The sequence below is a fragment of the Streptomyces sp. HUAS MS02 genome (assembly GCF_055702265.1).
Genome location: NZ_CM146747.1, coordinates 5,162,616 through 5,188,677, shown reverse-complemented (window position 1 = coordinate 5,188,677; position 26,062 = coordinate 5,162,616). Strand labels below are relative to the sequence as shown.

The following is a 26,062-nucleotide window of genomic DNA, read 5'->3' as shown; positions in this document are numbered from 1 at the left end:
GTGATCGAGGCCATGAAGACGTCTTCCGGGTTTGAGGGCATTGTCAGTGGTGCAGTGCACTATCGGAGTCGGGAGGTGGGGCGCGTGCGGAGCCAGGGCGCTTACGACTGTGATGTGCTCGTCGTCGGCGGCGGGATCGTCGGGCTGTCGACGGCGTACGCGATCACGCGGGCGGCGCCGGGCACGCGGGTCACCGTGCTGGAGAAGGAACCGGGGCCGGCCCGGCACCAGACCGGGCGGAACAGCGGCGTCATCCACAGCGGGATCTACTACCGGCCGGGCTCGCTGAAGGCGCGGTACGCGGTCAAGGGCGCTGCCGAGATGGTGAAGTTCTGCGCCGAGTACGGCATCGACCACGCCGTCACCGGGAAACTGATCGTCGCCACCGAGCGCTCTGAGCTGCCCCGGCTCCACGCCCTGGTGCAGCGCGGCCGGGAGAACGGGATTCCGGTGCGGGAGCTGGGCGCCGCGCAGATCGCCGAGTACGAGCCGGAGGTGCGCGGCCTCGCGGCCATACACGTCGGCACCACCGGGATCTGTGACTTCGTGGGCGTCGCCCGGCAGCTCGCCCGTGCCTCCGGCGCCGAGATCCGCTACGGCGCCGAGGTCGAGCGGATCGACCGGCGGGCGTCCCTGGGCGTCGCCGTGCGGGTGCGGGGCGGCGACGTCGTACGGGGGCGGGTGCTGGTGAACTGCGCCGGGCTGCACTGCGACGAGGTGGCCCGGCTGACCGGTGACGACCCCGGAATGCGGATCGTGCCGTTCCGGGGGGAGTACTACGAGCTGGCGCGGCCCGAGCTGGTGCGCGGACTCGTGTATCCGGTGCCCGACCCCGCGTTCCCGTTCCTCGGGGTGCATCTGACCCGGGGGATCGACGGGGGCGTCCACCTCGGGCCCAACGCCGTGCCCGCGCTGGCCCGCGAGGGGTACGGGTGGGGGACCGTACGGCCGCGGGAACTGGCGGCGACGCTGGCGTGGCCCGGCTCCTGGCGGATAGCGCGACGGCACTGGCGGTACGGGGCGGGGGAGCTTCGGCGGTCGGTGTCGAAGAAGGCGTTCACCGGGGCGGTGCGGCGGCTGCTGCCCGGGGTCTCGGAGGGGGATCTCGTGCCGGCCGCGGCCGGGGTACGGGCCCAGGCCGTGCTGCGGGACGGGACGCTGGTGGACGACTTCCTGATCCGGGAGGGAGCGCGGGCGGTCCACGTACTGAACGCGCCGTCACCGGCGGCCACGGCTTCACTGCCGATCGGGCGGGAGGTGGGGAGGAGGGCGCTGGAGGCGTTGGCTCGGGTGTGAGGGTGCTCTCACCGCAGCCCAGCGTTGGCCGTCCGATTCGTGGGAGGGCCGACGCCGAGGGGTTCCGGCCGACTTCAGGAGCGCCGACGCCCGCTCGCCCCGGCCGGCCCAGGCACACTGCCGCCTGCTCGACCCGGCCAACCCAGGCACACTGCCGCCCGCTCGCCCCGACCGACCCAGTAGCGCTGCCGCCCGCTGGCCCCGGCCGGGCGACAGGCACACTGCCGCCTCCTCGACCCGGCCCGCCCGCCAAACACCGACGCCGACACAACCCGGCCAGCCTCAGGAACGCCGGCGCCCGCTCGCCCCGGCCAACCCAGTAGCGCTGCCGCCCGCTCGCCCCGGCCGGCCCAGGCACACGGGCCGCCCACTGTCGCCGGCGATCCGCAGAGAGCGCTGCGCCTTCGGCCCTCGGGCTTCCTGAGCTGAGTGCTCCAGCACCCTTGTCGGCCTTCGGCTTCGGCCTCGGGTCGGCGTCCGGTCTCGCCCCCCGTCGGCCTTCGGCCCCGCCGCAAGCGCTGCGTGGCCCTGGGAGCCTCGGGGAGGCTCGCGGGCGCCGTAAAATTGGGGCACTGTGTCTGACTCCGTCGATTCTCCCGAGCCCCGCACCACCGGTGCCCCCCTTCGGCATAACCGTGCCAAGGGGCAGCCCCGTTTCCCCGACGGGCCCAAGGCGGATCCCGCCGGGTCGCACTTCGAGCGGCGGATCCGGAGTTTCCAGCCGCGGCGGAGCCGGGTCACCGCCGGGCAGGCGGACGCCCTGCAGCGGCTGTGGCCCAAGTGGGGGCTCGACATCGACGGACGGTCCCTGGATCTCGTCGAGCTGTTCGGGAACGACCGGCCCGTCGTCCTGGAGATCGGCTTCGGCATGGGCGAGGCGACCGCGCAGATGGCCGCCGCCGACCCCGAGACCAATGTCCTCGCCGTGGATGTGCACACACCGGGCCAGGGCAACCTGCTGAACCTCGCGGACCAGAGTGGTCTGTCCAACGTCCGGGTCGCCAACGGCGACGCGATCATCCTGCTGCGCGAGATGCTCCCGCCCGGCTCGCTGGACGGGCTGCGGGTCTACTTCCCCGACCCCTGGCCCAAGAAGCGGCACCACAAGCGGCGCCTCATCCAACCGGAATTCCTCACCCTCGTCGCGTCCCGGCTCAGGCCGGGGGCGATCGTGCACTGCGCGACGGACTGGGAGCCGTACGCCGAGCAGATGCTGGAAGTACTCACCGCCCACCCCGATTTCGAGAACACCCGGGCCGACGGCGGGTTCGCGCCACGTCCCGGCTTCCGGCCGCTGACCCGTTTCGAGGGGCAGGGACTGGACAAGGGTCATGTGGTGAACGATCTGCTCTTCCGCCGCGTACAGCAGCGTGAGCAGGAGCGGAATCCGAAGCGGAAGCAGGACCAGGAGCAGAAGCAGCAGTCCGAACTGCCCCCCACAGGCGCCTGACGACTTGCCTTCACCGCCCGGCGGGGCGTACCACGCGCCGTCGCGGGCGGCGCCCGTCCCTCGTTAGGGTCAATGCAATGGCCACCAGTTCCCCCTACCCGACGCACCCCAGCGGCTCCACCGGTGGGTACGCGTTCAGGCCCACTCGCTGGTGGCAACGGAAGAGCGTCAGATACGGGGCGCTGATAGCACTGCTCGCGGTCTCCGGGCTCGTCATCCTCGCGCTCGTCCGGGAACAGACCGGCACGGAGGGGTTCCTCGTCGGGCTCGGGCTCGCGGTGCTGCCCGTACCTCTGCTGATGGCGGCGTTCCGGTGGCTGGACCGGGTGGAGCCCGGGCCCTGGCGGAACCTGGTGTTCGCGTTCGCCTGGGGGGCGTGCGCGGCGGCGCTGATAGCCATCGTGGCGAACAGCTTCGCGACGCGGTGGATAGCGACGGCCACGGCCGATCCCTCGCACGCCGACACCCTGGGCGCCACCGTCATAGCTCCCGTCGTCGAGGAGACCGCCAAGGCCGCCGCCGTCTTACTCGTGTTCCTGTTCAGGAGACGGGACTTCACCGGGGTCGTGGACGGGGTGGTGATCGCGGGGTTCACCGCGACGGGGTTCGCCTTCACCGAGAACATCCTGTACCTGGGGACCGCGTTCGGGACGGACCAGCTCAGCGGGGGAAGCGGTCTCGCGTCGGTCACCGCGGCCACGTTCTTCGTACGGGTGATCATGTCGCCGTTCGCGCATCCCCTGTTCACCGTGCTGACGGGGATCGGGTTCGGGGTGGCGGCGTACTCCGCGGAGAGGCAGCGGGCGCGGCGGGTGCTCGTACCGGCGGGCGGGCTGCTGCTCGCCATGGGGATGCACTCGGTCTGGAACGGGTCGGCGACGTTCGGGGAGTACGGGTTCTTCGCCGTGTACGCCGGGTTCATGGTGCCGGCGTTCGGGCTGCTGACGTGGTGGGTGATCTGGGCCCGGCAGCGGGAGCTGCGGACCGTGCGGGAGGCGTTGCCGACGTATGCGGCCGCGGGGTGGCTGACGCCGGTCGAGCCGTATGTGCTGGGGTCGATGCGGGGGCGGCGGGTGGCGCGGGAGTACGCGGCGCACCACTTCGGGAAGGCGGGGGCCCGGTCGATCGCGGAGTACGAGGTGTACGCGACGAAGCTGGCCTTCCACCGGTATCGAGGGTTGCGGGGGCGGGCCGGGGGTGACTTCGCGCTGCGGGAGCGGGAGTTGCTGTTCGAGCTGTGGCGCAGGCGGGAGCTGGCTCGGCCGGCCATGGGGTACGCGGGGCGGGAGGTGGGGGCGAAGTACGGGTACGGCCATGGGTACGGGTACGGCCATGAGTGCGGGGCGTACGGGACGTACGGGCAGCCTGTGGGGTGTGGGGCGTATGGGGCATATGGGGTGACGGCGTACCCCGCGTACAACCCCTACCGGTACTAGCGCGTTGCTGGGCTGAGAGCGGGTGGGGGCCTCGATCAGGGCTCGGGCCTGGATCGGCTGCGGGGCCGGAGCTCCGGGCGGGACGCGTTTCCGTCTGCGGCCCCCGGTGGCGCAGAACAGGACAGCTGCCAACCTCCCGGCGCCACGGCCGAGCCGCCTCCCGCTTCGCCCCTCGGCTCTGCCTTCGCCTGACTACGCCGAAGCCTCCGTCAGTTGGTTCAGTTCTTCGGGGGTGAGGGTGAGGTCCGCTACGGCCAGGAGGGCGGGGAGTTGGTCCAGGGAGCGGGCGGAGGCGATGGGGGCCGTGACGGTCGGCTGGGCGGACAGCCAGGCCAGGGCGACCGTGGCGTGGGCCGCGCCTCGGGACGTGGCGATGTCGTCCAGGGCCGCGAGGACGCGCGGGCCGGCCGGGGTGTCGAGGTAGGCGCCGGCGCCTGCCGCCCGGGGGCTGTCGACCGTCGTGCCGGGGCGGTACTTGCCCGTGAGGAAGCCCTTGGCGAGGGCGAAGTACGGGACGGCGGAGAGGCCGGAGTCGACGGCGAGGGACTGGAGGGCGCCCTCGTAGGTGTCCCGGGAGACCAGGTTGTAGTGGGGCTGCAGCGCCACATAGCGCGCCAGGCCCTCGGCGGCCGAGAAGTCCAGGGATGCCTTCAGCCGTTCGGGAGTGATGTTGGACGCGGCTATCGCGCGGACCTTGCCGGCCTTCACCAGGTCGTCGAGGGCGGTGATGATCTCCTCGACGGGGACCTCGGGCCTGTCGAAGTGGGTGTAGTAGAGGTCGATGTGGTCCGTGCCGAGGCGGGCCAGGGACGCGTCGGCGGCGGCCTTGATGTTGGCCGCCGTCATCCCCTGGTACTCGGGGTGCTGGCTCACCTTGGTCGCGATGACCACGTCGTCGCGGTTGCCGCGACTCTTGACCCACTTGCCGATGATCCGCTCGGACTCACCGCCCTCGTTGCCCTCGGCCCAGGCCGAGTAGGAGTCGGCGGTGTCGACGAAGTTGCCCCCCGCAGCCGCGTACGCGTCGAGGACGGCGAAGGACCCCGCCTCGTCCGCGGTCCAGCCGAAGACGTTGCCGCCGAGGGCGAGCGGGAAGACCTCGATGCCGGATGTGCCCAGCTTGCGAAGAGAAGTCATGTCCTACTCAACGACCGGACCGGACGCCCACATTCCTCACCGACTTCCCCATCGTTTCCCCATCGACGAACGCCGCGTGGGCACATGGGCCCACGCGGCGTCGCTGTCCGGGGTTGGTGCTGTCGGCCGTTACGGGTTGAGGCCCTTGCTGCGGAGCCAGGCCGCCGGGTCGATGCCGGTGGTGGAGCCGCCGGGGTGGACCTCCATGTGGAGGTGGGCGCCCGTGACGTTGCCGGTGGCGCCGACGCGGCCGATGACGTCGCCGGTGGCGACCTTCTGGCCGACGCTCACGCCGATGGAGGACTGGTGGGCGTACCAGATCTCGGTGCCGTCATCGAGGGTGAGGACGGTCTTGTAGCCGTAGGAGCCCTCGTAGCCGGCCTGCGTGATGGTGCCGCTGCCTACGGCCTTGATCAGGGTGCCGGTGGGGGCCGCGAAGTCGAGGCCGGTGTGGTAGCCGGAGGACCAGTACGGGCCGGCCTGACCGAAGCTGGAGGTGAGGGTGTACGAGGAGGTGGGCAGCGTGAACTGCTTGGCCAGGGCGGCGAGACGCTCGGCTTCCTTCTTCGCCGCGGCCTCCTCCTCCGCCTTCTTCTTGGCGGCGGCCTCCTTGGCCTCGGCTTCCTTCTTCTCCTTGGCGGCCTGCTCGGCGGCCTGCTCCGCGGCGGCGGTCTGCGCGGCCTCGGCGGCGGCCTTGTCGAAGGCGTCCTGCTGGGACTCGGCCTGCGCCATGATGCGGGCGCGCAGCGCCTCACCGGCGTCCGCGGTGCCCTGCTCGGTGTCGGCGGCGATCAGCCCCGCGTTGCTGAGGGGGGAGGTGGAACCCTGGGGCTCCGGCTCGTCGGCCTCGTCCTCGAAGACCGAGCCGACGTTCGGCATGTCGGGCATCGATATGGAGACGGGGGCCTTGCCGGATTGCGCGCTCGCCATCCCGGCACCGCTGACGGCGGCTATGACACCGACGCCGAGGACCGTGGAGCTGCGGGCCAGACCGTTACGGGCGAGTACGCCGGTCTTCTTGGCGACGCGGTGCCGACCGCGAACGGGACGAAGCGAATCCTCACTGGGATTCCACTCCTGCCAGGGGCCCTCGTTGTCACTGTTGTAGCTGCCGTAGCCGAACGTCTGGCTCTCGCCGTCACGTTGGGCCGGCACGAACGGGGCTTCGGTCGCGGACCGGTTCGACGCCACGTGGGCGTACTCCTTCCTTCCTTCTCGCCTACCGGGTTAGCTGACGGGTTCGGAGCAGGAAGGTCTCCTACGCGCGTAAACCGGTCGTGCGTACTGCCACGGCGGTTTCCGTGCGATTCACCCCAGGGTTGGTGGTTCCCCGGTTCCCTTGCGGGATTCGGCGCGTGAGCACGGAGCCGTCTCTTGTGACGGCTGGGACGACCGCGCTGCGTTATCGAACGTTAATAGACGCGAGTACTCCATTCCAAGCTGTTCCGAATGATCGTTCCGCTCTTCGCGCAGGACTTTACGGGTCATGAGGGGCCGAAAACGGGCGAGTTGACCTTGACTCGCGAGTAACAGTTGCTCTGACGTGACGTCAGTTGTTATACGGAGAACGGTGGAGCGGCCACGCTCGGTGACATCTCCACCCCGCGAACGCCGGACGACCACACCTACGGACGTCGGACGACCACACCTCACGAACATCGGACGACCAGATTTCACGGGCGGCGGATCGCCAGGAGGGCCATGTCGTCCGTGGTGCGGTCGCCCGTGTGCCGGCGCACCTCCTCCGCGAGCGTCGTCAGCAGGGCGCCCGGTGCGGTGAAGACACGGCCCGAGAGGCGCGCGGCCGGGTCGTAGAAGACACCGTGCGCGTCGCGCGCCTCGGACAGGCCGTCGGTGTAGAAGAGCAGCGTGGCCCCGGGCGGGAACCCGGTCTCCTCCGCGCGGTCCGGCCAGGCGCCCAGGTCGTCCATGCCGAGCGGCAGCGCGGGCCGCGGGGCGTCCAGGGTGCACATCGTGCCGTCGGCGTGCAGCAGCAGGGGCGAGGGGTGGCCCCGGTTGACGATCCGGGCGCGGCCCGCGCCGTGCGGGAACTCCGCGAGCACGGCCGTCACGAACCCCTCGTACTCCACCGCCTCGTCCCTCCGCGCGGCCTCCCGCCGCGTCCCCTCCCGGGCCAGCGCCCGTTCCAGCCGCTGGGCCACCGCTTCGAGCGTCGCCTCCTGCTCGGCCGCCTCCCGGAACGCCCCGATCAGCACCGCCACCGCGGACACCGCCCCCAGCCCCTTGCCGCGTACGTCGCCGACGAAGAGCCGTACGCCGTGGGGCGAGTCCTGCACCGCGTACAGATCGCCGCCGATCGACGCCCCGGCCTGCGCGGCCTCGTACCGGGCGGCGATCTCCAGCCCGCCGATCCGCTCCTGCGGCACCGGAAGCACGGCCCGCTGCGCCGCCTCGGCGATCTCCCGGGCGGTGGCGAGCCGGGCGTCGCTGCGGCGTGCGAGGCGGTTGATCAGTACGGCCAGTACGGCGACGGTGGTCACCGTGACGATCTCGGTGATCGCGTCCTCGGGGCCGGCGTCGTCGTAGTAGAGCCGTACGACGGTGATGCCGACCACCGACGCAGCGCCGATGACCACCGTGCCGCGCAGCGAGAAGAGCGGGGCCGCCACCAGGGGCGCGGCGGTGAAGAAGGGGACCGCGGTGAACTCGCGCGGCGTGAAGTGGTCGTAGAAGAGGCCGACGGCGATCAGCAGCACGGGAAGAACACGGGCGAGCGTACGGGCGTACGAGAACCGCCGCCCGCCCGGCTTCCGCATACCCTCCGCGCCCTCTCGCTGCCCCACGGCTACAGGGTTTCCGGGGACGGACGACGCGGCGAGTCGGCGGGGCCGAGTGGGCTAGCGGGGGAGACGGGGGGGTGGAGGGACGCGGAGGGCGGACGGGTTCAGCCCATCGGGAGGCCGGGCGCGCCCAGCCATCGGGAGGCCGGGAGGTGCTCAGCCCATCAGGAGGGCGGGCGGGTCGGTCGAGGCCGTCGGGAAGCCGGACGAGGCTCAGCCCGCCGAGAGGCCGGTCAGTCCTGTCGCGCCCGTCAGCTCGTGCAGGGGGAGGGTGTGCTGGGTCTGGAGGACCTTGGCGCGCAGGTAGCGGACGTTGTGGGCGGTGGTGAAGACGCCCGTGGGCACGCGGTCTCGCACGGCCACACCGAGGTCGCGCAACTGCTGCGCCTTGTCGGGGTTGTTGGAGAGCAGGTCCAGCTCGTCGATGCCGAGGGCACCCAGCATCTGGGCCGCCGCCGTGTAGTCGCGGGCGTCCTCCGGCAGCCCGAGCGCCGCGTTCGCCTCGTAGGTGTCGAGGCCCTGGTCCTGGAGGGCGTACGCGTCGAGCTTGTTGTAGAGGCCGATGCCCCGGCCCTCCTGGCGGAGGTACAGGAGGACACCGCCGCGGTCGGCGATCCGCTCCACCGCCTCGCGCAGCTGCGGACCGCAGTCGCAGCGGGCCGAGCCGAACACGTCGCCGGTCAGGCACTCGGAGTGCAGCCGGACCAGCGGGGCCGTGCCGGGGGCGGGGTCGCCGAGGACGACCGCCAGGTGCTCCCGGCCGTCGACGAGGTCGTGGAAGGTGACCAGTTCGGCGTCGACGCCGTAGCCGTCGTGGAAGCGCAGCGGTACCCGGACGCGGGCACGCGGGGTGGCAGCGGGAAAGTCGGGCATGCGGGTTCTCCGGTCCTGGTGCGGGCGTCACTGTGCTTCAGTTTTGAAGCACAGCGCTCGCAGTGACTCTAACCCGTGCTTCAAATTTCAAGCAACAGGATTGGGGATACGTCACATTCCCGTCACGCGAGGCCACGCTCGACCGTCACACGCGAGGCCCTGCCCGGCCGTCACGCGCGAGGCCCTGGCCGACTGTCACGCGGTCCCCTCGGCCGTCACACGCCGTCCGCTCGGCCGTCACGCACGATTGCCCTCGTCCTGCTGGCCGGACGAGCAGGCGCGGCGGCGCCACGGGAGGTCGTCCGAGGCGGGGGCCGTCCGGGAATCCCCGCCCTGGATCGCCGTCGCGATGGCCGCGCAGATCTCCTCGAACTGGCCGATCTGCTCGGGGCTGAGATGGTCGAAGACGGCACGCCGCACCGTCTCGACATGGCCCGGCGCCGTGCGCTCCAGCAGGGTCATGCCCTCGTCGGTGAGCACGGCGACACTGCCGCGCTTGTCCCACTTGCAGTCCTCGCGCCGCACCACGCCGTCCTTCTCCAGCCTGGTCACGACATACGTCAGCCGGCTGCGCGTGATCTTCAGCCGCTCGGCGAGCTCGGTCATCCGCATCCGGCGCTCCGGCGCCTCGGAGAGGGCGGACAGCACCGAGTAGTAGAGGTGCGGCAGGCCGGCCTCCTGCTGGAGCTGCCGGTCGAGCGCGTCCTCCAGAAGGGAACTCGCGGCGACGTAGGCGCGCCAGGCACGCTGTTCGTCGGGGGTGAGCCAGCGGGTCGTCATACGTACAGTGTAGTTATTGTTTAAAACTTGAACCAAGGGAGCGCGTCCATGCCCCAGCCCTACGTCCTGTTGTCCGCCGCCGTCTCCCTCGACGGCTTCCTGGACGACACCGGACCCGAGCGGCTGCTGCTCTCCGGCCCGGCCGACTTCGACCGGGTCGACGAGGTGCGCGCGGCCAGCGACGCCATCCTGATCGGGGCCGGCACCCTGCGCACCGACAACCCCCGGCTGCTGGTCAACTCCCCCGAGCGACGCGCGGCACGGATCGCCGCGGGGCTCCCCGAGTACCCGCTGAAGGTCACGGTCAGCGCCTCCGGCGAACTCGATCCGGCGGCCCAGTTCTGGCACACGGGCGGTGAGAAGGTCGTGTACACGACCGACAAGGGCGCGGCACGGCTGCACGGGCTGGGCCTGCCGACGGGGCCGAACGGCGTGGCCGTGGTCTCCGTAGGCCCCGAGCTGGAGTGGACGGCCGTCCTCGACCACCTCGGAGACGTACGCGGTGTGCGCCGCCTGATGGTGGAGGGCGGTGGCCGGGTCCACACCCAGCTCCTGCAGCAGGGGCTCGCGGACGAGGTGCAGCTGGCCGTCGCACCGCTCTTCGTGGGCGAGGCGGACGCACCCCGGCTGTTCGGGACGGGCGCGTACCCCGGAGGGCCGAAGAGCCGGCTGCGGCTGCTGGAGACCCGTCCGGTCGGCGACGTCGTCCTCATCCGCTACGCCCCCACCGTCCCCGGCACCGGCCCGGCCGTCTCCCCCGCCGACCGGCACTGGCTCGACCTCGCCTGCACCCTGGCCGCCGCGTGCCCGCCCTCGCGGACCGCGTTCAGCGTGGGGGCGGTCGTGGTCGCGGCCGACGGTACGGAACTGGCCCGCGGCCACTCCCGCGAGGGTGACGACCCCCTGGTCCACGCCGAGGAGGCCGCCCTCGCCAAGCTCGACCCCGCGGACCCGCGCCTCGCCACCGCCACGGTCTACAGCAGCCTCGAACCGTGCGCCCGCCGCGCCTCCCGGCCCGCGCCCTGCGCCCGGCTGGTCCTCGACGCGGGCGTCCGCCGCGTGGTCACGGCCTGGCGCGAGCCGGACACGTTCGTCGAGGACGCGGCCGCGGGCAACGCGGTGCTGTCGGCGGAGGGGGCCGAGGTGGTCGTGGTGCCGGAGTACGAGGAGCGGGCGAAGGCACCGAACGCGCATCTGCTGGGTTGAGCGGGACCGCAGCGACGACCGCCGGACGGGGGCCGCCGTTAACCGTGTGCTCAGGGGTCCCGCGGATGGCGTACACTGGTTTCAACGACGCGGGGTGGAGCAGCTCGGTAGCTCGCTGGGCTCATAACCCAGAGGTCGCAGGTTCAAATCCTGTCCCCGCTACTGAAGACCTGAGGCCCGGAATCCGACAAGGATTCCGGGCCTCAGGTGTTTGTCCCGTTCCCGTTCCCTTTCCCGATCCCCGTCCTCTTCCCGGTCCCCATCCCCATCCCCTTCCCGCCCCCGGAGGTACGGCGGGCCGCCGCCACCGCGTCCGTATAGAGCTCTCGCGTGAGGTCCTCGGGGGAGACACCCAGCTCCTCCAACACCGCGCGAATGTCGTCGAGGGCCGCGCCGACCTCGGCCTCCTCCTCCACCAGGGTCTCGATCTCCAGGAACGTCCCGTCCAGCTCGGGGACCCGGACGAGGGTCGCGAGCATCGGCCGGCCGTACGCCTCGAACGCGTGGCTGCGGCAGCGCTTCTCGAACACGATCGCCGGTACGTAGCCGAGGTGCTCCAGGATGGCGTGCGCGGTCTGCGAGTCGCCGACCCGCGTCTCGTACTCCGGCTTCGAACCGGACGCGTCGTCCACGGCCGCCGCCTTGAAGGTGAGCAGGGTGCGCCGGTCGCCCGTGCCGTGATCGGCCAGGAACCGCAGCCGCAGCTCCTCGTCCCGCGCGGCCAGACTGCCGTCCGGCAGGTCGTAGTACGTGTCCTGATAGGTCTCGGACCGCCCCTCGCCCCGCTCGTCGAGCGCCCGCGCGACCGCCTCCGGCGCACGCACCCGGGCCTTCAACTCCGCCTCGATCACACTCGTCCCTCCCCTCTCAGCGGTTGACCGCGAAGACCGTGCCGCTGTCGTTGCCGACATAGACCGTGCCGTCGGTCGCCGTGGGTGAGGAGCGGACGTCCGCGCCGGTGCGGTACGTCCACAGGGGCTTGCCGGTGTCCCTCCGTACGGCGTAGAGGTTGCCGTTCTTGCTGCCGACGTACACGGCGTCGCCGAGGACGGCCGGTGAGGAGTACACGACGGCGCCGACCGTGAACTTCCACTTCTGCTTCCCGGTGCGGGCGTCGACGGCGTACAGGTTGCCGTCGTCGCTGCCGACGTAGACGACACCTGCGGACACCGCCGGCGAGGAGCCGACCCCGCCGCGGGTGGCAAAGGTCCAGAGACGTTCGCCGGTGTCGCAGTTCACGGCGTACAGGTTGCCGTCGTAGCTGCCCACGTAGACGACGCGGTCGGCGACGGCCGGTGAGGACTTGACGTCGCCGCCGGTCTCGAAGGCCCAGCGGCGTTCGCCCGTCGCGGCGTCCACGGCGTGCAGCCGCGCGTCCTCGCTGCCGACGTAGACCTTGTTCCACGCGACGACCGGGGAGGAACGGACCCGGCCCCCGGTGGCGTACGTCCACTTCCGCTCGCCGGAACGGGCGTCCACGGCGTACAGCCGCGCGTCGTCACTGCCCGCGTAGACCACTCCCCCGGCGACCACCGGTGAGGAGTTGACCTCCCCGCCGGCGCTGAACTGCCAGCGCTGCTCGCCGGTCTTCACCTCGACCGCGTAGAGGTGGTAGTCCGCGCTGCCGAAATAGGCGAGACCACCGGCCACGGCGGGGCAGGTGTAGACGCCGTTGCCCGTGCCGAACTGCCAGCGCGGCCTGCCGGTCTCGGCGTCCAGCGCGTACATGGTCCCGTCCCTGCTGCCGGCGTACACCAGCCCGCCCGTGGCGAGGAGCGCTGGCGCCACCGGGCCTCCGGTGCCGCGCTCCCATCTCAGCCGCCCCGGGGTCGGCACACCCTCCGGGTCCTTCAGGGTTCCGTTGCCGGACTTGTCGTCGCGGTCCTGGTCACCACGCCCCAGCAGATACGTGCCGACACCGACGGCGGCGACACCACCCGCTCCGGCGAGCACGGCCAGCACCCGGCGGCGGGTCGGGGCCCCGGCCCCACGGTCGGGGGCCGAGGCGACGGCGCCGGCCGCCGGGCCCACCGACGGCTGCGTCCCCGGCGGAGCCTGCTCGTCACGCCGGGTGGGCGGGCCGTCCGGGACCACGGGGCCGGGGGCACCGACCACACCCGGCCTGCTCCCGCTCCCCGGCCCGCCGGCGTCCTCTCTCTCCCCGGCGCGACGCACCGAAGAGGCCACGGAGGCGGGCAGCCAGGCGCCGTCGTGCAGAGCGAGGGTGACGGTGTCCGTGCCGTACGCCGCATCGGGCCCCGGGAGGATGCGGCCGGCGAACTCGGCGAGGAGCTCGGCGACGGTGGGCCGACGGGTCGGGTCCTTGTCGAGACAACGACCGAGGAGCGTACGCAGGCCAGCCGGGACGGCGGACAGGCTCGGCTCGTCATGCACCACGCGATAGCCGACGCCGATCGACGGGCCGGCCCCGAAGGCGCCCGCGCCGGTGGCGGCGAAGACGAGTACGCCACCGAGGGCGAACACATCGGAGGCCGGACCGGCGCGACCGCCCGTCAGCTGCTCGGGCGACATGAACGCGGGGGTGCCGATGACGGCGCCGCTGCGGGTGAGCGAGCTCGACCCGGCACTGATCGCGATCCCGAAGTCGATCACCTTGGGACCGTCGGGGGCCAGCAGCACGTTGGAGGGCTTCAGATCCCGGTGGACGAGCCCCGCGGTGTGGATGGCCTGGAGTGCCTCGCTCAGGCCGGCGCCCAGCGCCCACACCGAGGCCTCGGGGAGCGGTCCGTGGCGCGCGATGGTGTCGTCGAGCGAGATGCCGGCGACATGGACGGTGGCCAGCCACGGCGGGTCGCCGTACGGATCAGCGTCGACGACCGCGGCGGTGAAGGCCCCGCTGACAGCCCGAGCGGCATCGGCCTCCCGGGCGAACCGCTGCCGGAACTGGGGGTCGTAGGTCAGTTCGGGCCGAATGGTCTTGACGGCGACCGCGCGCCCGCCCGGCGAGAGCCCGAGGTAGACCCGCCCCATCCCACCCGCGCCGAGACGGCCCACGATCCGGTACGGGCCCACCTGCCGAGGGTCACCGCTTTCCAACGCCTGCGCCATGGGCCCCCTGCCCCCTTCTGGGGCGATCCACCCCCCGGATGCCTCGCCGTCCATGATGTCCGCCACACGCGAGATCCGCACCTCACTGAGCGCTCGGACGCGCCCCGGACACGCGAAGGTTCCCGCTTCCATGCGTCGGCGGGGTAGGCGTGCCCGTCAGGCGTGCGCCCGTGCCGTGAGGTAGGGAGCCCTGCCGAGGACTCCGCGGCTGCCGAGGCAGGGTGCCTGGGGCCAGGTCGACGGCGGGAGCAGCAGCGCGGCCCGGGCCGGTCCGGGGAGGGCGCCTGCGGCGGTGCCGGGCAGGCCGAGCAGATCGCTGGGGGACCGGCCGACGCAACGGACGCGGGCCGTACCGACGAGCACGCCCATCACCCCGGCCGCCCCACCCGAGGGCAGGGCTTCACCGAGCAGGATCCACCGCAGCTCGGGCCGCCCTGCCCCGAGGATCCGCAGCACGGCGAACTGCCCGACCCGAGCCCGCGTACTGTCCGCCGACCGACCCGGCCCGCGTATCCGTCCGCCGCCCGATTCAGCCACCAGACAGTCGGCGTTGTTCACACCTGAGCGTGACGACGACCAGCACCGAAATGCCGGGCGGAGAACGGCATGCCACGCTCGGAACCGCGCCGATCGCGGCGGGCTCGATGCGCAGCTCCGCGTTACGCGGATCGCAATGCGAGGAGGTGGAGCGCGTGCCGGTCGACCCGACCGGGGCCGGGGCCGTGAAGCCGCCGGATCCGACGGCGCTTCTCCGGAGCCGCGCCTACCTGATGCTTCTGGCGATGGCCGCGCTGATCGGCGTACCCGTGTCCGTGGTGGCGTTCGGATTTCTGGCGCTGGTCGGTGAGGTCCAGCCGTTGATCTACCGGGATCTGCCGGAGGCGCTCGGGTTCGACGGCACGCCGCTGTGGTGGCCGTTGCCGCTGCTCGCCGTCGGCGGCCTGCTGGTGGGGCTGACGGTCCGGTACCTGCCGGGGCACGGCGGACATGAACCGACCGCCGGTTTTCAGGCCGCCGGTGCGCCCCCGCCCGTCGAACTGCCCGGCATCTTTCTCGCCGCCCTGGCGACGCTCTGCTTCGCGGCCGTCCTCGGGCCCGAGGCACCCCTCCTGGCACTCGGCGGCGGGCTCGCCGCCGGTGCCGTCCGGCTGGTCAGACGCGATCCGCCGGAGCAGATGAGCACGGTGCTGGGCGCGGCGGGGAGTTTCGCTGCCGTCAGCTCGCTGCTGGGGTCGCCTCTGCTCGGTGCGTTCCTCCTGATGGAGGCGTCCGGGCTGGGCGGGGTGATGATGACGACGGTGCTGGTGCCCGGCCTGCTGGCCGCCGGCATCGGCGCGCTCGTCTTCGTCGGGCTGGGCTCCTGGACCGGACTCGGCACCTACTCCCTGACCCTGCGCGACGTACCCGAAGCCGTACGCCCGACAGCGGCGGAGTTCGGCTGGGCCCTGCTCATCGGACTGGCGGCCGCGCTGGCGGCCGCGGGTGTCCGATGGCTCGCCGTCCGGCTCAGGACGCGCGTCGAGCGGCGACGGGTGACGGCCTCGGTCGTCATCGGCCTGGTCGTGGCGGGACTGGCGATCGGCTACGCGGAGAGCACCGGCAAACCGGCCACCGACGTGCTGTATTCGGGGCAGACCGCGCTGGGCCCCTTCCTCACGCACAGCGCCACGTACTCGGTGGGCGCGCTGACGCTGCTGGTGCTGTGCAAGGGCCTCGCCTACTGCGCGTCGCTCAGCGCCTTTCGGGGCGGCCCGATCTTCCCCGCGATGTTCGTGGGAGCGGCGGGCGGCATCCTCTGCTCCCATCTGCCGGGGCTGAGCCTGGTCGCGGGGTTCGCGATGGGGATCGGGGCGATGAGCGCCGCGATGCTGCGACTCCCGCTGGTCTCCGTCATGCTGGCCACGCTGCTGATCGGGTCCCAGGGGATCACGGTCATGCCGCTGGTGATCGTCGCGGTGGTGGTCTCGTACGTCACTACGGCGAGGCTGACGCCGCCACCAACCTCACCTCAGGCTCCGTCTCACGGACCACCCTCTCCCACGCCGCCTTCCAGGCCCCCTTCCGCTGCCCCATGACCTCCGGGACCTCCCTGCCGACGTGGCCTCCGCGGGCTCCCGCGGCTCTCTCGGCTCTCTCGGCTCCCTCGGCTCTCTCGGCTCCACCGCGTACGGTCACGCAAGCGGCCCCAGGATCTCCTGCGACTCGATCAGCCCCTGATCGCTGGGTGCCGTTCGACCTCGCTCCGCCTCAGCTTCGCCATGGAGCCGCTCCTCACGTCCTCGCGCGCCGCGGCGAGCGCCACGGCAGCCGCCATGCACGACCGCCGCGGCCGTTCCGCGCCCTGGCAGCGCCGTTCGGCCCCCTGCCGCTATCCCGTCCGGCGTTCCAGAAGTGCCGCGTATGCGCAGGTCAGAGGCGTTCTGAGCGTTCCAGTGTCCCGAAGATCCCGGAGGAATGGCGGCTGGGACGGCGCGGGGCACAGTCTTGGGTCATCGCCACCACGGCGCCCCACCGGAACGGGCGGGGCCTTCGTGATCGGCACGAGCGAACAGGGGCGCCCCTGCGCCGGTTCGCCGTACGACGGCCCTCTTCCGAATGCTCAGAGAAAGCAGTCCCTCATGCGTATCACCACTCGTTTCGCCGCCCGAGCAGCCGCCTCCTCCATGGTCGTCGCGGCCGCCCTCGCGGTGGTCGGTTTCCAGGGCGCCGGGCAGACCGCCTCCGCCGCCACGCAGAAGAAGGCGCCCTCGATCGTCACGTGCACCGCGGCGAACACCGAGGTGACCGTCTCCACGCCGACCCGCCCGATCAACCACCTGCTGCTCAAGGCCACCAACACCGGCTCGAAGCCCTGCTACGTCTACAGCGCCCCGTTCCTCAGGGCCGGCGCGGACGCCCAGGCTCCGGTGGCGTGGGCCGAGGAGACGACGCCGCAGTCCGTGCTGATGCTCAAGCCCGGCAAGTCCGCGTACGCCGGCATCACGACGTACTCCCCTGACGGTGAGGGCGGCAGCAGCGTCAAGACCCTGGGCGTGATCTTCGCCGACAAGAAGGGCGGCGCGACAGGCGCGGAGAAGGCCCTGAAGCTGTCCAAGGGCGGTGTCTTCTTCAACAGCGCCGCCACCGTCACCTACTGGCAGGACAACGCGTCGGACGCCCTCGCCTGGTAGCGCGTACGGCAGGTCGGAGGGGATGCACGCCCCTCGAACCGTAGGCCCGGTGTTCAGGACAGGTGCGGCTCGTGCCCCGAGAAATGAAGCGAACCCACGTTGCCTGCCTGAATCACCGGGCCGTGCTGAACGCCACCACTGATCGTGTTGTGCACATCCGCGGCCTGTTGCCCCGCCCCGCCGGGCATCAAGTCGTCGAGTATCGACCGCAGCTCGGACGCGGCGTCCGGGTTGGACCGCAGAGTGCGACGCAATCGCGTTCGCCACTCCGACTCCACGTCCAGGGCGGTCTGCTCGTCACCGGCCTCCAGCGCCGCCGTCAGCTCGCCACGCGACGTCTCCAGCTCCCCCTCCAGCACGTCCTCCTCACCACCACGGTGACGCGAGAAGAACGAGACCATGCGGTCACGGGCCTGTGTCCAGGAGTCCGCCGCCATCTGCTGAACGAATGCCGTGGCTCCCGCGGCAGCAAGTGCCATCAACTCAGCTTCCACCGAACCCCCTTTGCGAGATCGTTCTCGACGCCAGGCTCTTTCATCGGCTTTCCACCACCACGGTCCCCCATGCGCTGACGGTAGGGCACGGCACCAGTTGGCGACAGAGCGCGTCGGCCTCGATAGATCGAGACAAGGCGGAGGGGCACGCACCTGGCGGCGGGCCGCTGGTGCCGCGTAGCCGGCGGGTGACATGGGCGAGGGCTTGTTCGGGCCAGTCGCCCCGGAAACGCCACAGCGCCCGACCCGACCGAAGTCGGCTCGGACGCTGCGCCGCAGGTCAGAAGGGGTATCTCCTGCCCGCGAACCGTAGGCCCTGTGGGACTCGAACCCACAACCAATGGATTAAAAGTCCACTGCTCTGCCAATTGAGCTAAGGGCCCAGGCGATGTTGCCTCCCCGAGCATAGCCGGACGTGGCCGGGAGTCCGATCGGGTATCGGTACCCGGCCGCGTCGGAGGGCCGTAAAAAGGTCCGCCGCAGAACAGAACGGGCGGAAGATCGGCGGAAGTCGGGCGAGTTGGCCGGGCCGGGCCCCCTCCCCGCGCCACGGAACGGCGGCGAGCCGCACCGACCGAACGGCAGGGGCCGGGCCGGGCCCGGCCACGAACTCACGCCGCCACGACGTCACGCCGCCACGAATTCACGACGTCACGACGGATCACGGGTCGACGATCGGCTCCGGCGTCGTCTTCTGTGCCGCCTCACGGGCCACGCTCCTATCGTGCTCGGGGTTGAGGAACCAATGCCGGGCGGAGACGGCCCACCACAGCGCCGCGAAGCCCAGCACCACGAGCACGGCGACGGGGGCGTAGTTGAAGTTCTCCCAGGTGACCGGGGAGAGCTGCGGAAGCATGAACAGGACGGTGATGAAGAGGACCCAGACCACCGCGACGACGCCGATCACCCGCGACCAGCGGCCCAGGTGCCAGGGCCCGCGCTCAAACGCGTCGCCCTTGCGCAGCCGCAGCAGGGTCGGGATGACGTACGCGATGTAGAGGCCGATCACCGCGATGGAGGTGACGGCGGCGTACGCCGTGACATTGATCAGGTACGGGAGGCCGAGGAGCAGCGCGCCGCCCACCGCCAGCCAGACCGCCGCCACGGGGGTGCGCGTGCGGGGGCTGACCGTGTGCCAGACGTGCGAGAACGGGATCGCCCCGTCGCGCGAGAAGGCGTAGATCATGCGGCTGTTGGCGGTGACGGAGGCCATGCCGCAGAAGAGCTGCGCTCCGATGATGACGAGGAGGAGCAGTTTGCCGCCGGTCGCGCCGAGCGCGTCCAGCAGGATCTGCGCGGGCGGCACCCCGGTCGCCGACTCGCGCGCGCCGTCGTAGGACTGGATGGCGAAGGTGAAGCCGAGGAGGAGGACGAAGCCCGCCACCCACGACGTCCAGATGGACTGGACGATGCCCTTGGGCCCCGCCGTCGACGCGTCGTGCGTCTCCTCGGTCATATGGGCCGAGGCGTCGTACCCGGTGAAGGTGTACTGCGCCATCAGCAGCCCCAGCAGCACCACGTACAGCCCGCTGCTCCAGCCCGTCTCGTTGACGAACTCGGTGAACACGAAGGACGCCGACTGATGGCTGTCCGGGACGATGACGAGCGCGCCGACGATGACGACCACGCCCACCACGTGCCACCACACGCTGATGCTGTTCAGCAGACCGACGATCCGGACACCGAAGGTGTTCAGCAGGCCGTGCAGCAGCAGGATCGCGGCGAAGAGGAGGATCGTCCGGCCCGGGGTCACCTCGAAGCCGAACTCCAGGTTCAGGTACGCCGCCAGGAACGACGCCGCGCCGAAGTCGATGCCGGCGGTCACGGCCACCTGGCCGAGCACGTTGAACCAGCCCGTGAACCACGCCCAGGCCGCCGCGCTGCGCTGCGGCGCCAGTCGGTGCGCCCAGAAGTACAGGCCGGCGGAGGTCGGGTAGGCCGAGCAGATCTCGGCCATGGCCAGACCCACGAAGAGCGTCATCAGACCGACCGCGACCCAGCCCCAGGTGATCACCGCGGGCCCGCCGGTGTTCATGCCGAAGAGATAGAGGGTCATACAGCCGGACAGGACCGAGATGATCGTGAAGGAGACCGCGTAGTTGGAGAACGCGGACATACGGCGGGCGAGGACCTGCGTGTAGCCCAGCTGGGCCAACCGCTCCTCGTCGGACACCGAGACCGACACAGAGTCCGGAGCCGAAGCCCCGGCTGCCCCACGGGCTATGTCGTCATCTGTCATGCCCCCAGCAATTCCCTTCCCGGGGGCGTGACATGCGCCACACCGTGGCCGAAAACCGGCGGGGGAAGGAGGGGGAAACCGAAGGGCCCGTACGACCGAAGTCGTACGGGCCCTTCTCTCAGTCAGCTGGCGTCAGCCGTTACGCCTGTGCGGCGACCGTCAGCCGTTGCGCTTCCAGCGCGGCTTGTCGTCACGACGGCCGAAGGAGGAGCCGGTGCCGGTGCCGGTGCCGGTGCCGCGGTGGTCGTCACGACGGCCGTACGGGCGCTCGTGGCCGCCGGAGCGGAAGCCCGGACGGTCGCCCTGGCGGTCGCGGTTGAAGGGACGGTCACTGCCCCGGTGCCCACCGCGCTCGTCACGACGCTCGAAGGAACGGCCGCCACGGTCGCCGTCCCGGCGGAAGCCACCGCGGTCGTTGCGGTCACGGTCGAAGGAACGGCCACCACGCTCGCCGTCACGACGCTCGAACCCACCGCGCTCGTTGTCCCGACGGAAGCCGCCACGGTCGTTGCGGTCACGGTCGAAGGAACGGCCACCACGCTCGCCGTCACGACGCTCGAACCCACCGCGCTCGTTGTCCCGACGGAAGCCGCCACGGTCGTCGCGGCGCTCGAAGGAACGGCCGCCACGGTCGTTGTCCCGGCGGAAGCCACCACGGTCGTTGTCACGACGCTCGAAGGAACGCCCGCCACGGTCGCCGTCCCGACGGTCGTCACGGCGGTCGAAGCCACCGCGCTCACCGTCGCGCCGGTCGTCACGGCGGAACCCGCCACGGTCGCCACGGTCGTTGTCACGACGCTCGTAGCCGTTGCCCCGCTCCTCGCGGCGCTGGCGCGGCTGGTCGTACGCCGGACGCTCGTGCACGGGCTGCTCGACGATCGCGGCCGGGGCCTCGACCGGCGAGGCACCGTCCGCCTCGACGACGGCGACGGTGGTCTCCGAGGCCTCGGCGGCCGCGGCCGCGACGGCGGCATCCGGGTCCTCGCCCCGCTCCCGGGCGGCACGCGCGGTCAGCCGGTCGGCCTCCTCGCGCAGCTCGGCGGCGCGGCGCGTGGCCCGCTCCAACTGCTTGGTGAGGTGAGCGACTTCACGCTCGGCCTGCTGCGCGGCGTTGCCGGCGGATTCGGCCTGGACCTCGGTCATCGACCGGGCGCCCGTGATGTCGGCCACCTCGGGGTCGAACGTCGTGCCGCCCTGGATGATGTGACGCCCGGCGTCGACGCCCGCGTCCTCCATCAGCCGGAAGATCTGGCGGCGCTGGTGCGGCAGGGAGAGGGACACGACCGTGCCCGTACGCCCGGCACGCGCCGTACGGCCGGCCCGGTGCAGGTAGTCCTTGTGGTCGCCGGCCGGGTCCACGTTGAGGACGAGGTCGATGCCGTCGACGTGGATGCCTCGGGCGGCGACGTCGGTCGCGACGAGCGCGTTGACGTAACCGTCCTTGAAGTCGGCCAGCGTGCGGGTCCGCGCGCCCTGCGTCATACCGCCGTGCAGCGCGTCGGCCTTCACACCGGCGTCACGCAGTTGCTCGGCGATACGGTCGGCGCCGAGCTGGGTGCGGACGAAGATGATCGTGCGGCCCTTGCGGGCGGCGATCGCGGCGGTGACCGGCGCCTTGTCCTTGGGCTTCACGATCAGGATGTGGTGCGACATGGTCGTGACGTTGCCCTGGGCACTGTCGACCTCGTGCGTGACCGGGTTGCTCAGGTAGCGCTTGACCAGCGTGGAGATCTCGTTCTCCATCGTGGCGGAGAACAGCATCCGCTGGCCGCCCACCGGGACCTGGTCGAGCAGCTCGGTGACCTCGGGCAGGAAGCCCAGGTCGGACATCTGGTCGGCCTCGTCGAGGACGGCGACCTCGACGTTCTCCAGGGAGCAGGCGCCGCGGTTGATGATGTCGCGCAGCCGGCCCGGGGTGGCGACGAGGACGTCGACGCCGCGCTCCAGGGCGTAGATCTGGTTGCCCATCGACGTACCGCCGCAGACGACCTTCATCTTGAGGCCGAGGACGTCGCCGTAGGGCTGGAGGGCGTCCGCGACCTGCATCGCGAGCTCACGGGTCGGGGTGAGGATGACGGCGCGCGGCTTGTGCTTCTCGGTGCGGCCGCCGGCGAGACGCGCCAGGGTCGGCAGACCGAAGGAGAGGGTCTTGCCGGAGCCGGTGCGGCCACGGCCGAGGATGTCCTTGCCGGCCAGGGCGTCCGGGATGGTCGCGGCCTGGATCGGGAAGGGGGTGGTCACGCCGTTCTGGGCGAGCTTGCGCACGACGCCCTCGGGAAGACCGAGGTCCGCGAAGGTGGCCTCGGGGGCCGCCGTCTCGACGGAGTCGTTCTCGCCGTTCTCGCCGTTCTCGGGCACGACAGCGTGATCAGTAAGGGAAATGGACATGCGTATGCGAAACCTTCCGGAGTCTCGTCGGCACGCGCCCGTCAACTCCGTGATTCGCACACGACCGCCTCTATGCGGTCCGCCACGGCAAGGGAGAGTACGCGCCACACGGCGCGCTCTGCGGTGGCGCCGGGCAAATGGGATCAAACGATCTACCACCATACGCACCCACCACCCCCCAAGGCAAACTGAGCAGATAGCCGCAGGTCAGGGAGGTACGGCCGATCAGCGAGGGCGCGGAGGGCGGGGCGCAGGGCACGGGGGAGGAACGCTGGCGGGGGCTGGGGCGAGACCCGTGTGGACAGTGAACAACGCCACTGAACCAGCGGGGCCGGAGCGCAGCGTCTCCGGCGGACGCGGGGCAGCGCCCGCAGCAGCGGCGGCCTCCAGCACGGCGCCTCCGGCGGACGTGGCGCAGGACCACCCGTCCCGGCTGGTGGCGACGCGACAAGACCGGTGCGACCCAAGGCTGCGCCTTCAGCGGGCGCGACAGGACCAACCGCGCAGGCGGTGGGACGCCGCAGAACCGGTGGCCCCAAAGCGCGGGCTCCCGCCGCGAGCCGCACCGAAGCCCCGCCAGGGCGTGACTCAGCCCAGCCCCGACCGGACCCCGCCCGCCTCCTCGTCGCCGCCCCCCACCGATCGCACCCCGCGCCCGATCGACGCCACCCCGCGCCGCGCCCACCCCGACAGCCCGACCAGGCCCGGCCCAACCCGCCCGCGCGCTCCCAGCTCCCCCACCCACATGCACAACACCCATCCGCCCAACCGCCGGAGGCCTACGCCGTGTTGCCCGCCTGGGGTGCCGGCTCGCGTTCCATCAGTTGTGCACCCTGTTCGTGCGCGGACGACGACGGCTCGGCCGAGGGTTCCGGCGACGGCGGGGGCTCCGCCGGCTTCGTCGGCTCCGGCTCGGGCGGCACCACCGTCGGCGTGGGAGTCGGCTCGCCCTTCGTCGGCTCGGGCTTCTCCGGCCGCTCCCCCTTCCCCTCGTCCTTGCCCCCCTTGGGCGCCGCCTTGCCAGACGGCTTCGCCAGCCCGGACGCCGACGGGGAGGCGGACTCGGACTCGGCAGCGGAGGGGTCGGGCGAGGCGGAACCACGGCGCTTGCCCTGCCCGGACTGGTACCCCGTACCGCCTCCGCCCGTCACGGCGGAGCCCCCGTCCGGCTTCTCCCCGCCCAGCTGCCCCACGGACGGCGACGGCCCGGGCTTCCGCCCGTCGTCCCCCACGCTCATACAGCCGCCGGCTGCCGCGACGGCCAGGACCGTGGCGGCCAGACGGGCGGATACGTTCAAGGCGCGCACGGCGGCCACCTCCGAGGGGGGCGAGTGAGGAGTCCCCCTGCCCAACTCCCGCCGCCCACAAGAGGACACGCGCCCACCGGCAGCGCCCCGAACGGGCGCGGGGAACGGCGCGACCAGCCCCCACCACCCGCACGAGCCCACCGCTCCAGCCCACCCACCCGGAACGGCCGCCCCACCCGCACAGCCCCCGCACCCAAGACGGCGGCGTGCACCCAAAAACGGCGGCCCGCCCCACAAACAACTAGCGGCCCGCCCCAAGAACAACTATCCGTACCCCAGCGCGTGCAACCGCGCGTCATCGATCCCGAAGTGGTGCGCGATCTCGTGCACCACGGTCACCTCGGTCTCCGCGACCACGTCCTCCCGCGAGTCGCACATCCGCAGCGTCGGCCCCCGGTAGATCGTGATCCGGTCCGGCAGCACCCCGGCGTACCACTCCCCCCGATCCGTGAGCGGAGTCCCCTCGTACAGCCCGAGCAGCTCGGGATCGTCGGCGGGCGGCTCGTCCTCCACGAACACCGCCACGTTGTCCATCAGCCGTGTCAGCTCCGGCGGAATCCGGTCCAACGCCTCGGCGACCAGTTCCTCGAACTCCTCGCGCGTCATCTCCAGCACACAGCCATTGTCATGCACGACCCCCGCCACCCGCCCCCCGCATATCCGTCCTCGCCCCTGGGCATACGGGACCAATGGCACGCGTCCCCGCCGACCCAGCCAACCGCACCGCCGACGCCCACACCCCCGACACCGCCATGAGGACCGTCTTGCGGACCGCTCTGCGCCGCGTCTCCCGGGCCATGCCACGGGCCCCTCGTGCCCTGGCCCGGCACTACCGCTCCCGCCGCACCCAGCCGACCCTCGAACTGGTCCACCACCCCCACCCCTGGGGACGCGCACTGGGCCTCGTCGCGGTCGTGCTGCTCGGCGCCTGGCTGGGCCTGCTGATCGTCGGGAACGTCCGCACCCCCGTCGGCCCGATGAACACGACGATGACCCTGCGCCCGTCCCTCACCGGCGGCACGAAGATCAACGTCTCTCCCCTCGGCGCCCTGGAACTGTCCAGCCACAACGCCCCCGTACGCCTGGACGTGAACGTCGACCAGCTCGACCCGGAGCGCGCCCAGGCCCTGGTCGACCACCCCGAGCGGATCTCCGGACTGCAGGAGGAGATCGCCTCCGACGTGCAGCACGGCACCGTCGACCTGGCCGTACGGTCGGGCGTCGCCGTCGTCGTCGGGGCCACCACGCTCGGCCTCGCCGTGTTCCGCCGCCCCCGCCGCGCCCTCGCCGCGGGCGGTCTCGCCCTGGCCCTGCTGGCCGGCGCCGGCGGCACGGCCGCCGCCACCTGGAACCCCAACTCCGTCCTGGAACCCAAGTTCTCGGGCCTGCTCTCCTCCGCGCCCTCCCTGGTCGGCAACGCGCGCAGCATCGTCACGGAATTCGACATCTACCAGAAGGAGTTGGCCCGCCTGGTGACGAACGTGACCAAGCTGTACGACGTCACGTCCACGCTCCCCGCGTACCAGCCGGACCCCACGACCATCCGCGTCCTGCACGTCTCCGACATCCATCTGAACCCCGCGAGCTGGAAGATCATCGCCTCGCTGGTGGAGCAGTACGAGATCAACGTCATCGTCGACTCCGGCGACACCATGGACCACGGCAGCGCCGCCGAGAACGCGTTCCTGGACCCGATCGCCGACCTCGGCGCGCCGTACGTCTGGGTGCGCGGCAACCACGACTCGCGTGAGACGCAGCGCTATCTGGAGGGCATCGACAACACGCACGTCCTCGACGAGGGCCGGGCGGTGACCGTCGGCGGGCTGCGCTTCGCGGGGATCGGGGACCCGCAGTTCACCCCGGACCGCTCGACCGACAAGGCGGGCCTGCCCTCGGAGGAGGTGGCCGGACGGCAGCTGGCGGACGCGCTGCGCGCCCAGCGGGCGGCGGGCAGTCCCGTGGACATCGCGGTCGCCCACAACCCGGACGCGGCCCGGGAGACGGACGGCCAGGTCCCGCTCGTGCTGGCCGGGCATGTGCACCACCAGGAGATGGAGGTCCTCGACCGGGGAACCCGTCTGCGTATCGAGGGCTCTACCGGCGGCAGCGGTCTGCGCGCCGTGGAGGGCAAGTACCCCGATCCCATCCAGGCCTCGGTCCTGTACCTCGACCGCGACACCCGGCGCCTGCAGGCCTGGGACGAGATCGAACTCGGCGGGCTGGGCCTGACGACGGCCGAGGTCAGCCGCCACCTGCCGAAGGAGAACCAGCCGGGGGCCGAACCCGGGGACGACCGGTCCCCGTCACCCTCCGGGACCAGGTCGACGGACGAGCCCACCGGCGGCCCGTAAACCGTTTTGGCGATACCTCCCGCCATCCCATATGCTTCTCACGTCCCCGACGCGCTGAGAAGCGC

20 protein-coding genes, 2 tRNA genes and 1 riboswitch are annotated in these 26,062 nt (G+C 71.8%); of the genes, 8 read left to right on the top strand and 14 right to left on the bottom strand.

The genetic code is table 11. The features are described from left to right. Window positions 1-84: 84 nt before the first annotated feature. The 3 genes from lhgO (at window position 85) to ACZ9QC_RS22270 (ending at window position 4,182) form a co-directional block, all read left to right on the top strand. A complete protein-coding gene (gene lhgO / locus ACZ9QC_RS22280; RefSeq protein ID WP_472914734.1) occupies window positions 85-1,296 on the top strand; it encodes an L-2-hydroxyglutarate oxidase in 1,212 nt (403 codons plus the stop codon). A 574-nt stretch (window positions 1,297-1,870) separates the two neighbouring features. Continuing rightward, window positions 1,871-2,746: a tRNA (guanosine(46)-N7)-methyltransferase TrmB gene (gene trmB / locus ACZ9QC_RS22275; RefSeq protein ID WP_472914733.1), complete on the top strand. Its 876-nt coding sequence runs from the start codon at window positions 1,871-1,873 to the stop codon at window positions 2,744-2,746. Window positions 2,747-2,823: 77 nt separating this feature from the next. Beyond that, window positions 2,824-4,182: a PrsW family intramembrane metalloprotease gene (locus tag ACZ9QC_RS22270; RefSeq protein ID WP_472914732.1), complete on the top strand. Its 1,359-nt coding sequence runs from the start codon at window positions 2,824-2,826 to the stop codon at window positions 4,180-4,182. A 192-nt stretch (window positions 4,183-4,374) separates the two neighbouring features. Here the strand turns inward: ACZ9QC_RS22270 and ACZ9QC_RS22265 are convergent, their stop codons facing one another. The 5 genes from ACZ9QC_RS22265 to ACZ9QC_RS22245 form a co-directional block, all read right to left on the bottom strand. Then, window positions 4,375-5,319: an aldo/keto reductase gene (locus ACZ9QC_RS22265; protein WP_472914731.1), complete on the bottom strand. Its 945-nt coding sequence runs from the start codon at window positions 5,317-5,319 to the stop codon at window positions 4,375-4,377. A 129-nt stretch (window positions 5,320-5,448) separates the two neighbouring features. Further along, a complete protein-coding gene (locus tag ACZ9QC_RS22260; RefSeq protein WP_472914730.1) occupies window positions 5,449-6,510 on the bottom strand; it encodes a M23 family metallopeptidase in 1,062 nt (353 codons plus the stop codon). Window positions 6,511-6,520: 10 nt separating this feature from the next. Continuing rightward, window positions 6,521-6,683, bottom strand: a riboswitch (cyclic di-AMP (ydaO/yuaA leader). A gap of 309 nt (window positions 6,684-6,992) precedes the next feature. Continuing rightward, entirely contained in the window at window positions 6,993-8,096 is a 1,104-nt protein-coding gene (locus ACZ9QC_RS22255; protein ID WP_472921762.1) for a PP2C family protein-serine/threonine phosphatase, read from the bottom strand. A 237-nt stretch (window positions 8,097-8,333) separates the two neighbouring features. Then, complete coding sequence (locus tag ACZ9QC_RS22250; RefSeq protein WP_472914729.1) at window positions 8,334-8,993, bottom strand: GTP cyclohydrolase II; 660 nt, start codon at window positions 8,991-8,993, stop codon at window positions 8,334-8,336. 237 nt (window positions 8,994-9,230) lie between these two features. Continuing rightward, entirely contained in the window at window positions 9,231-9,773 is a 543-nt protein-coding gene (locus tag ACZ9QC_RS22245; protein ID WP_472914728.1) for a MarR family winged helix-turn-helix transcriptional regulator, read from the bottom strand. 48 nt (window positions 9,774-9,821) lie between these two features. Here ACZ9QC_RS22245 and ACZ9QC_RS22240 point away from each other — a divergent pair, with 48 nt between their 5' ends. Together ACZ9QC_RS22240 and ACZ9QC_RS22235 are read left to right on the top strand one after the other, a co-directional pair. Continuing rightward, window positions 9,822-10,979, top strand: coding sequence for a dihydrofolate reductase family protein (locus tag ACZ9QC_RS22240; protein WP_472914727.1), 1,158 nt, complete (start codon window positions 9,822-9,824; stop codon window positions 10,977-10,979). Window positions 10,980-11,067: 88 nt separating this feature from the next. After that, a tRNA-Met gene (locus tag ACZ9QC_RS22235) sits at window positions 11,068-11,141 on the top strand. 41 nt (window positions 11,142-11,182) lie between these two features. On the opposite strand, the gene cyaB is transcribed toward ACZ9QC_RS22235, so the two are convergent. The 3 genes from cyaB to ACZ9QC_RS22220 form a co-directional block, all read right to left on the bottom strand. After that, window positions 11,183-11,830 carry a class IV adenylate cyclase gene (gene cyaB, locus ACZ9QC_RS22230; protein WP_472914726.1) on the bottom strand — a complete coding sequence of 216 codons (648 nt, stop codon included), beginning with the start codon at window positions 11,828-11,830 and terminating at the stop codon, window positions 11,183-11,185. 16 nt (window positions 11,831-11,846) lie between these two features. Continuing rightward, window positions 11,847-14,048 carry an outer membrane protein assembly factor BamB family protein gene (locus ACZ9QC_RS22225; RefSeq protein ID WP_472914725.1) on the bottom strand — a complete coding sequence of 734 codons (2,202 nt, stop codon included), beginning with the start codon at window positions 14,046-14,048 and terminating at the stop codon, window positions 11,847-11,849. 156 nt (window positions 14,049-14,204) lie between these two features. Then, window positions 14,205-14,606: an FtsX-like permease family protein gene (locus ACZ9QC_RS22220; RefSeq protein ID WP_472914724.1), complete on the bottom strand. Its 402-nt coding sequence runs from the start codon at window positions 14,604-14,606 to the stop codon at window positions 14,205-14,207. 134 nt (window positions 14,607-14,740) lie between these two features. Between ACZ9QC_RS22220 and ACZ9QC_RS22215 the strand changes: the two genes are divergently transcribed. Further along, complete coding sequence (locus ACZ9QC_RS22215) at window positions 14,741-16,123, top strand: chloride channel protein (protein WP_472914723.1); 1,383 nt, start codon at window positions 14,741-14,743, stop codon at window positions 16,121-16,123. A 543-nt stretch (window positions 16,124-16,666) separates the two neighbouring features. Next, on the top strand, window positions 16,667-17,218 hold the full coding sequence (locus ACZ9QC_RS22210) for a DUF4232 domain-containing protein (RefSeq protein WP_472914722.1): 552 nt from the start codon (window positions 16,667-16,669) through the stop codon (window positions 17,216-17,218). 53 nt (window positions 17,219-17,271) lie between these two features. Here ACZ9QC_RS22210 and ACZ9QC_RS22205 read toward each other — a convergent pair whose 3' ends face one another. The 6 genes from ACZ9QC_RS22205 to ACZ9QC_RS22180 all read right to left on the bottom strand — a co-directional run bounded on the left by ACZ9QC_RS22205 (window position 17,272) and on the right by ACZ9QC_RS22180 (window position 24,261). Continuing rightward, window positions 17,272-17,712, bottom strand: coding sequence for a hypothetical protein (locus ACZ9QC_RS22205; RefSeq protein ID WP_472914721.1), 441 nt, complete (start codon window positions 17,710-17,712; stop codon window positions 17,272-17,274). A gap of 310 nt (window positions 17,713-18,022) precedes the next feature. Next, window positions 18,023-18,095, bottom strand: a tRNA-Lys gene (locus ACZ9QC_RS22200). A gap of 278 nt (window positions 18,096-18,373) precedes the next feature. After that, entirely contained in the window at window positions 18,374-19,951 is a 1,578-nt protein-coding gene (locus ACZ9QC_RS22195; RefSeq protein WP_472914720.1) for an amino acid permease, read from the bottom strand. 159 nt (window positions 19,952-20,110) lie between these two features. Continuing rightward, window positions 20,111-22,339: a DEAD/DEAH box helicase gene (locus tag ACZ9QC_RS22190; RefSeq protein ID WP_472914719.1), complete on the bottom strand. Its 2,229-nt coding sequence runs from the start codon at window positions 22,337-22,339 to the stop codon at window positions 20,111-20,113. A 779-nt stretch (window positions 22,340-23,118) separates the two neighbouring features. After that, a complete protein-coding gene (locus tag ACZ9QC_RS22185; RefSeq protein WP_472914718.1) occupies window positions 23,119-23,646 on the bottom strand; it encodes a hypothetical protein in 528 nt (175 codons plus the stop codon). Between the two features lie 264 nt (window positions 23,647-23,910). After that, a complete protein-coding gene (locus tag ACZ9QC_RS22180; RefSeq protein ID WP_041819691.1) occupies window positions 23,911-24,261 on the bottom strand; it encodes a metallopeptidase family protein in 351 nt (116 codons plus the stop codon). Between the two features lie 74 nt (window positions 24,262-24,335). Between ACZ9QC_RS22180 and ACZ9QC_RS22175 the strand changes: the two genes are divergently transcribed. Then, a complete protein-coding gene (locus ACZ9QC_RS22175; protein ID WP_472914717.1) occupies window positions 24,336-25,997 on the top strand; it encodes a metallophosphoesterase family protein in 1,662 nt (553 codons plus the stop codon). Window positions 25,998-26,062 lie beyond the last annotated feature (65 nt).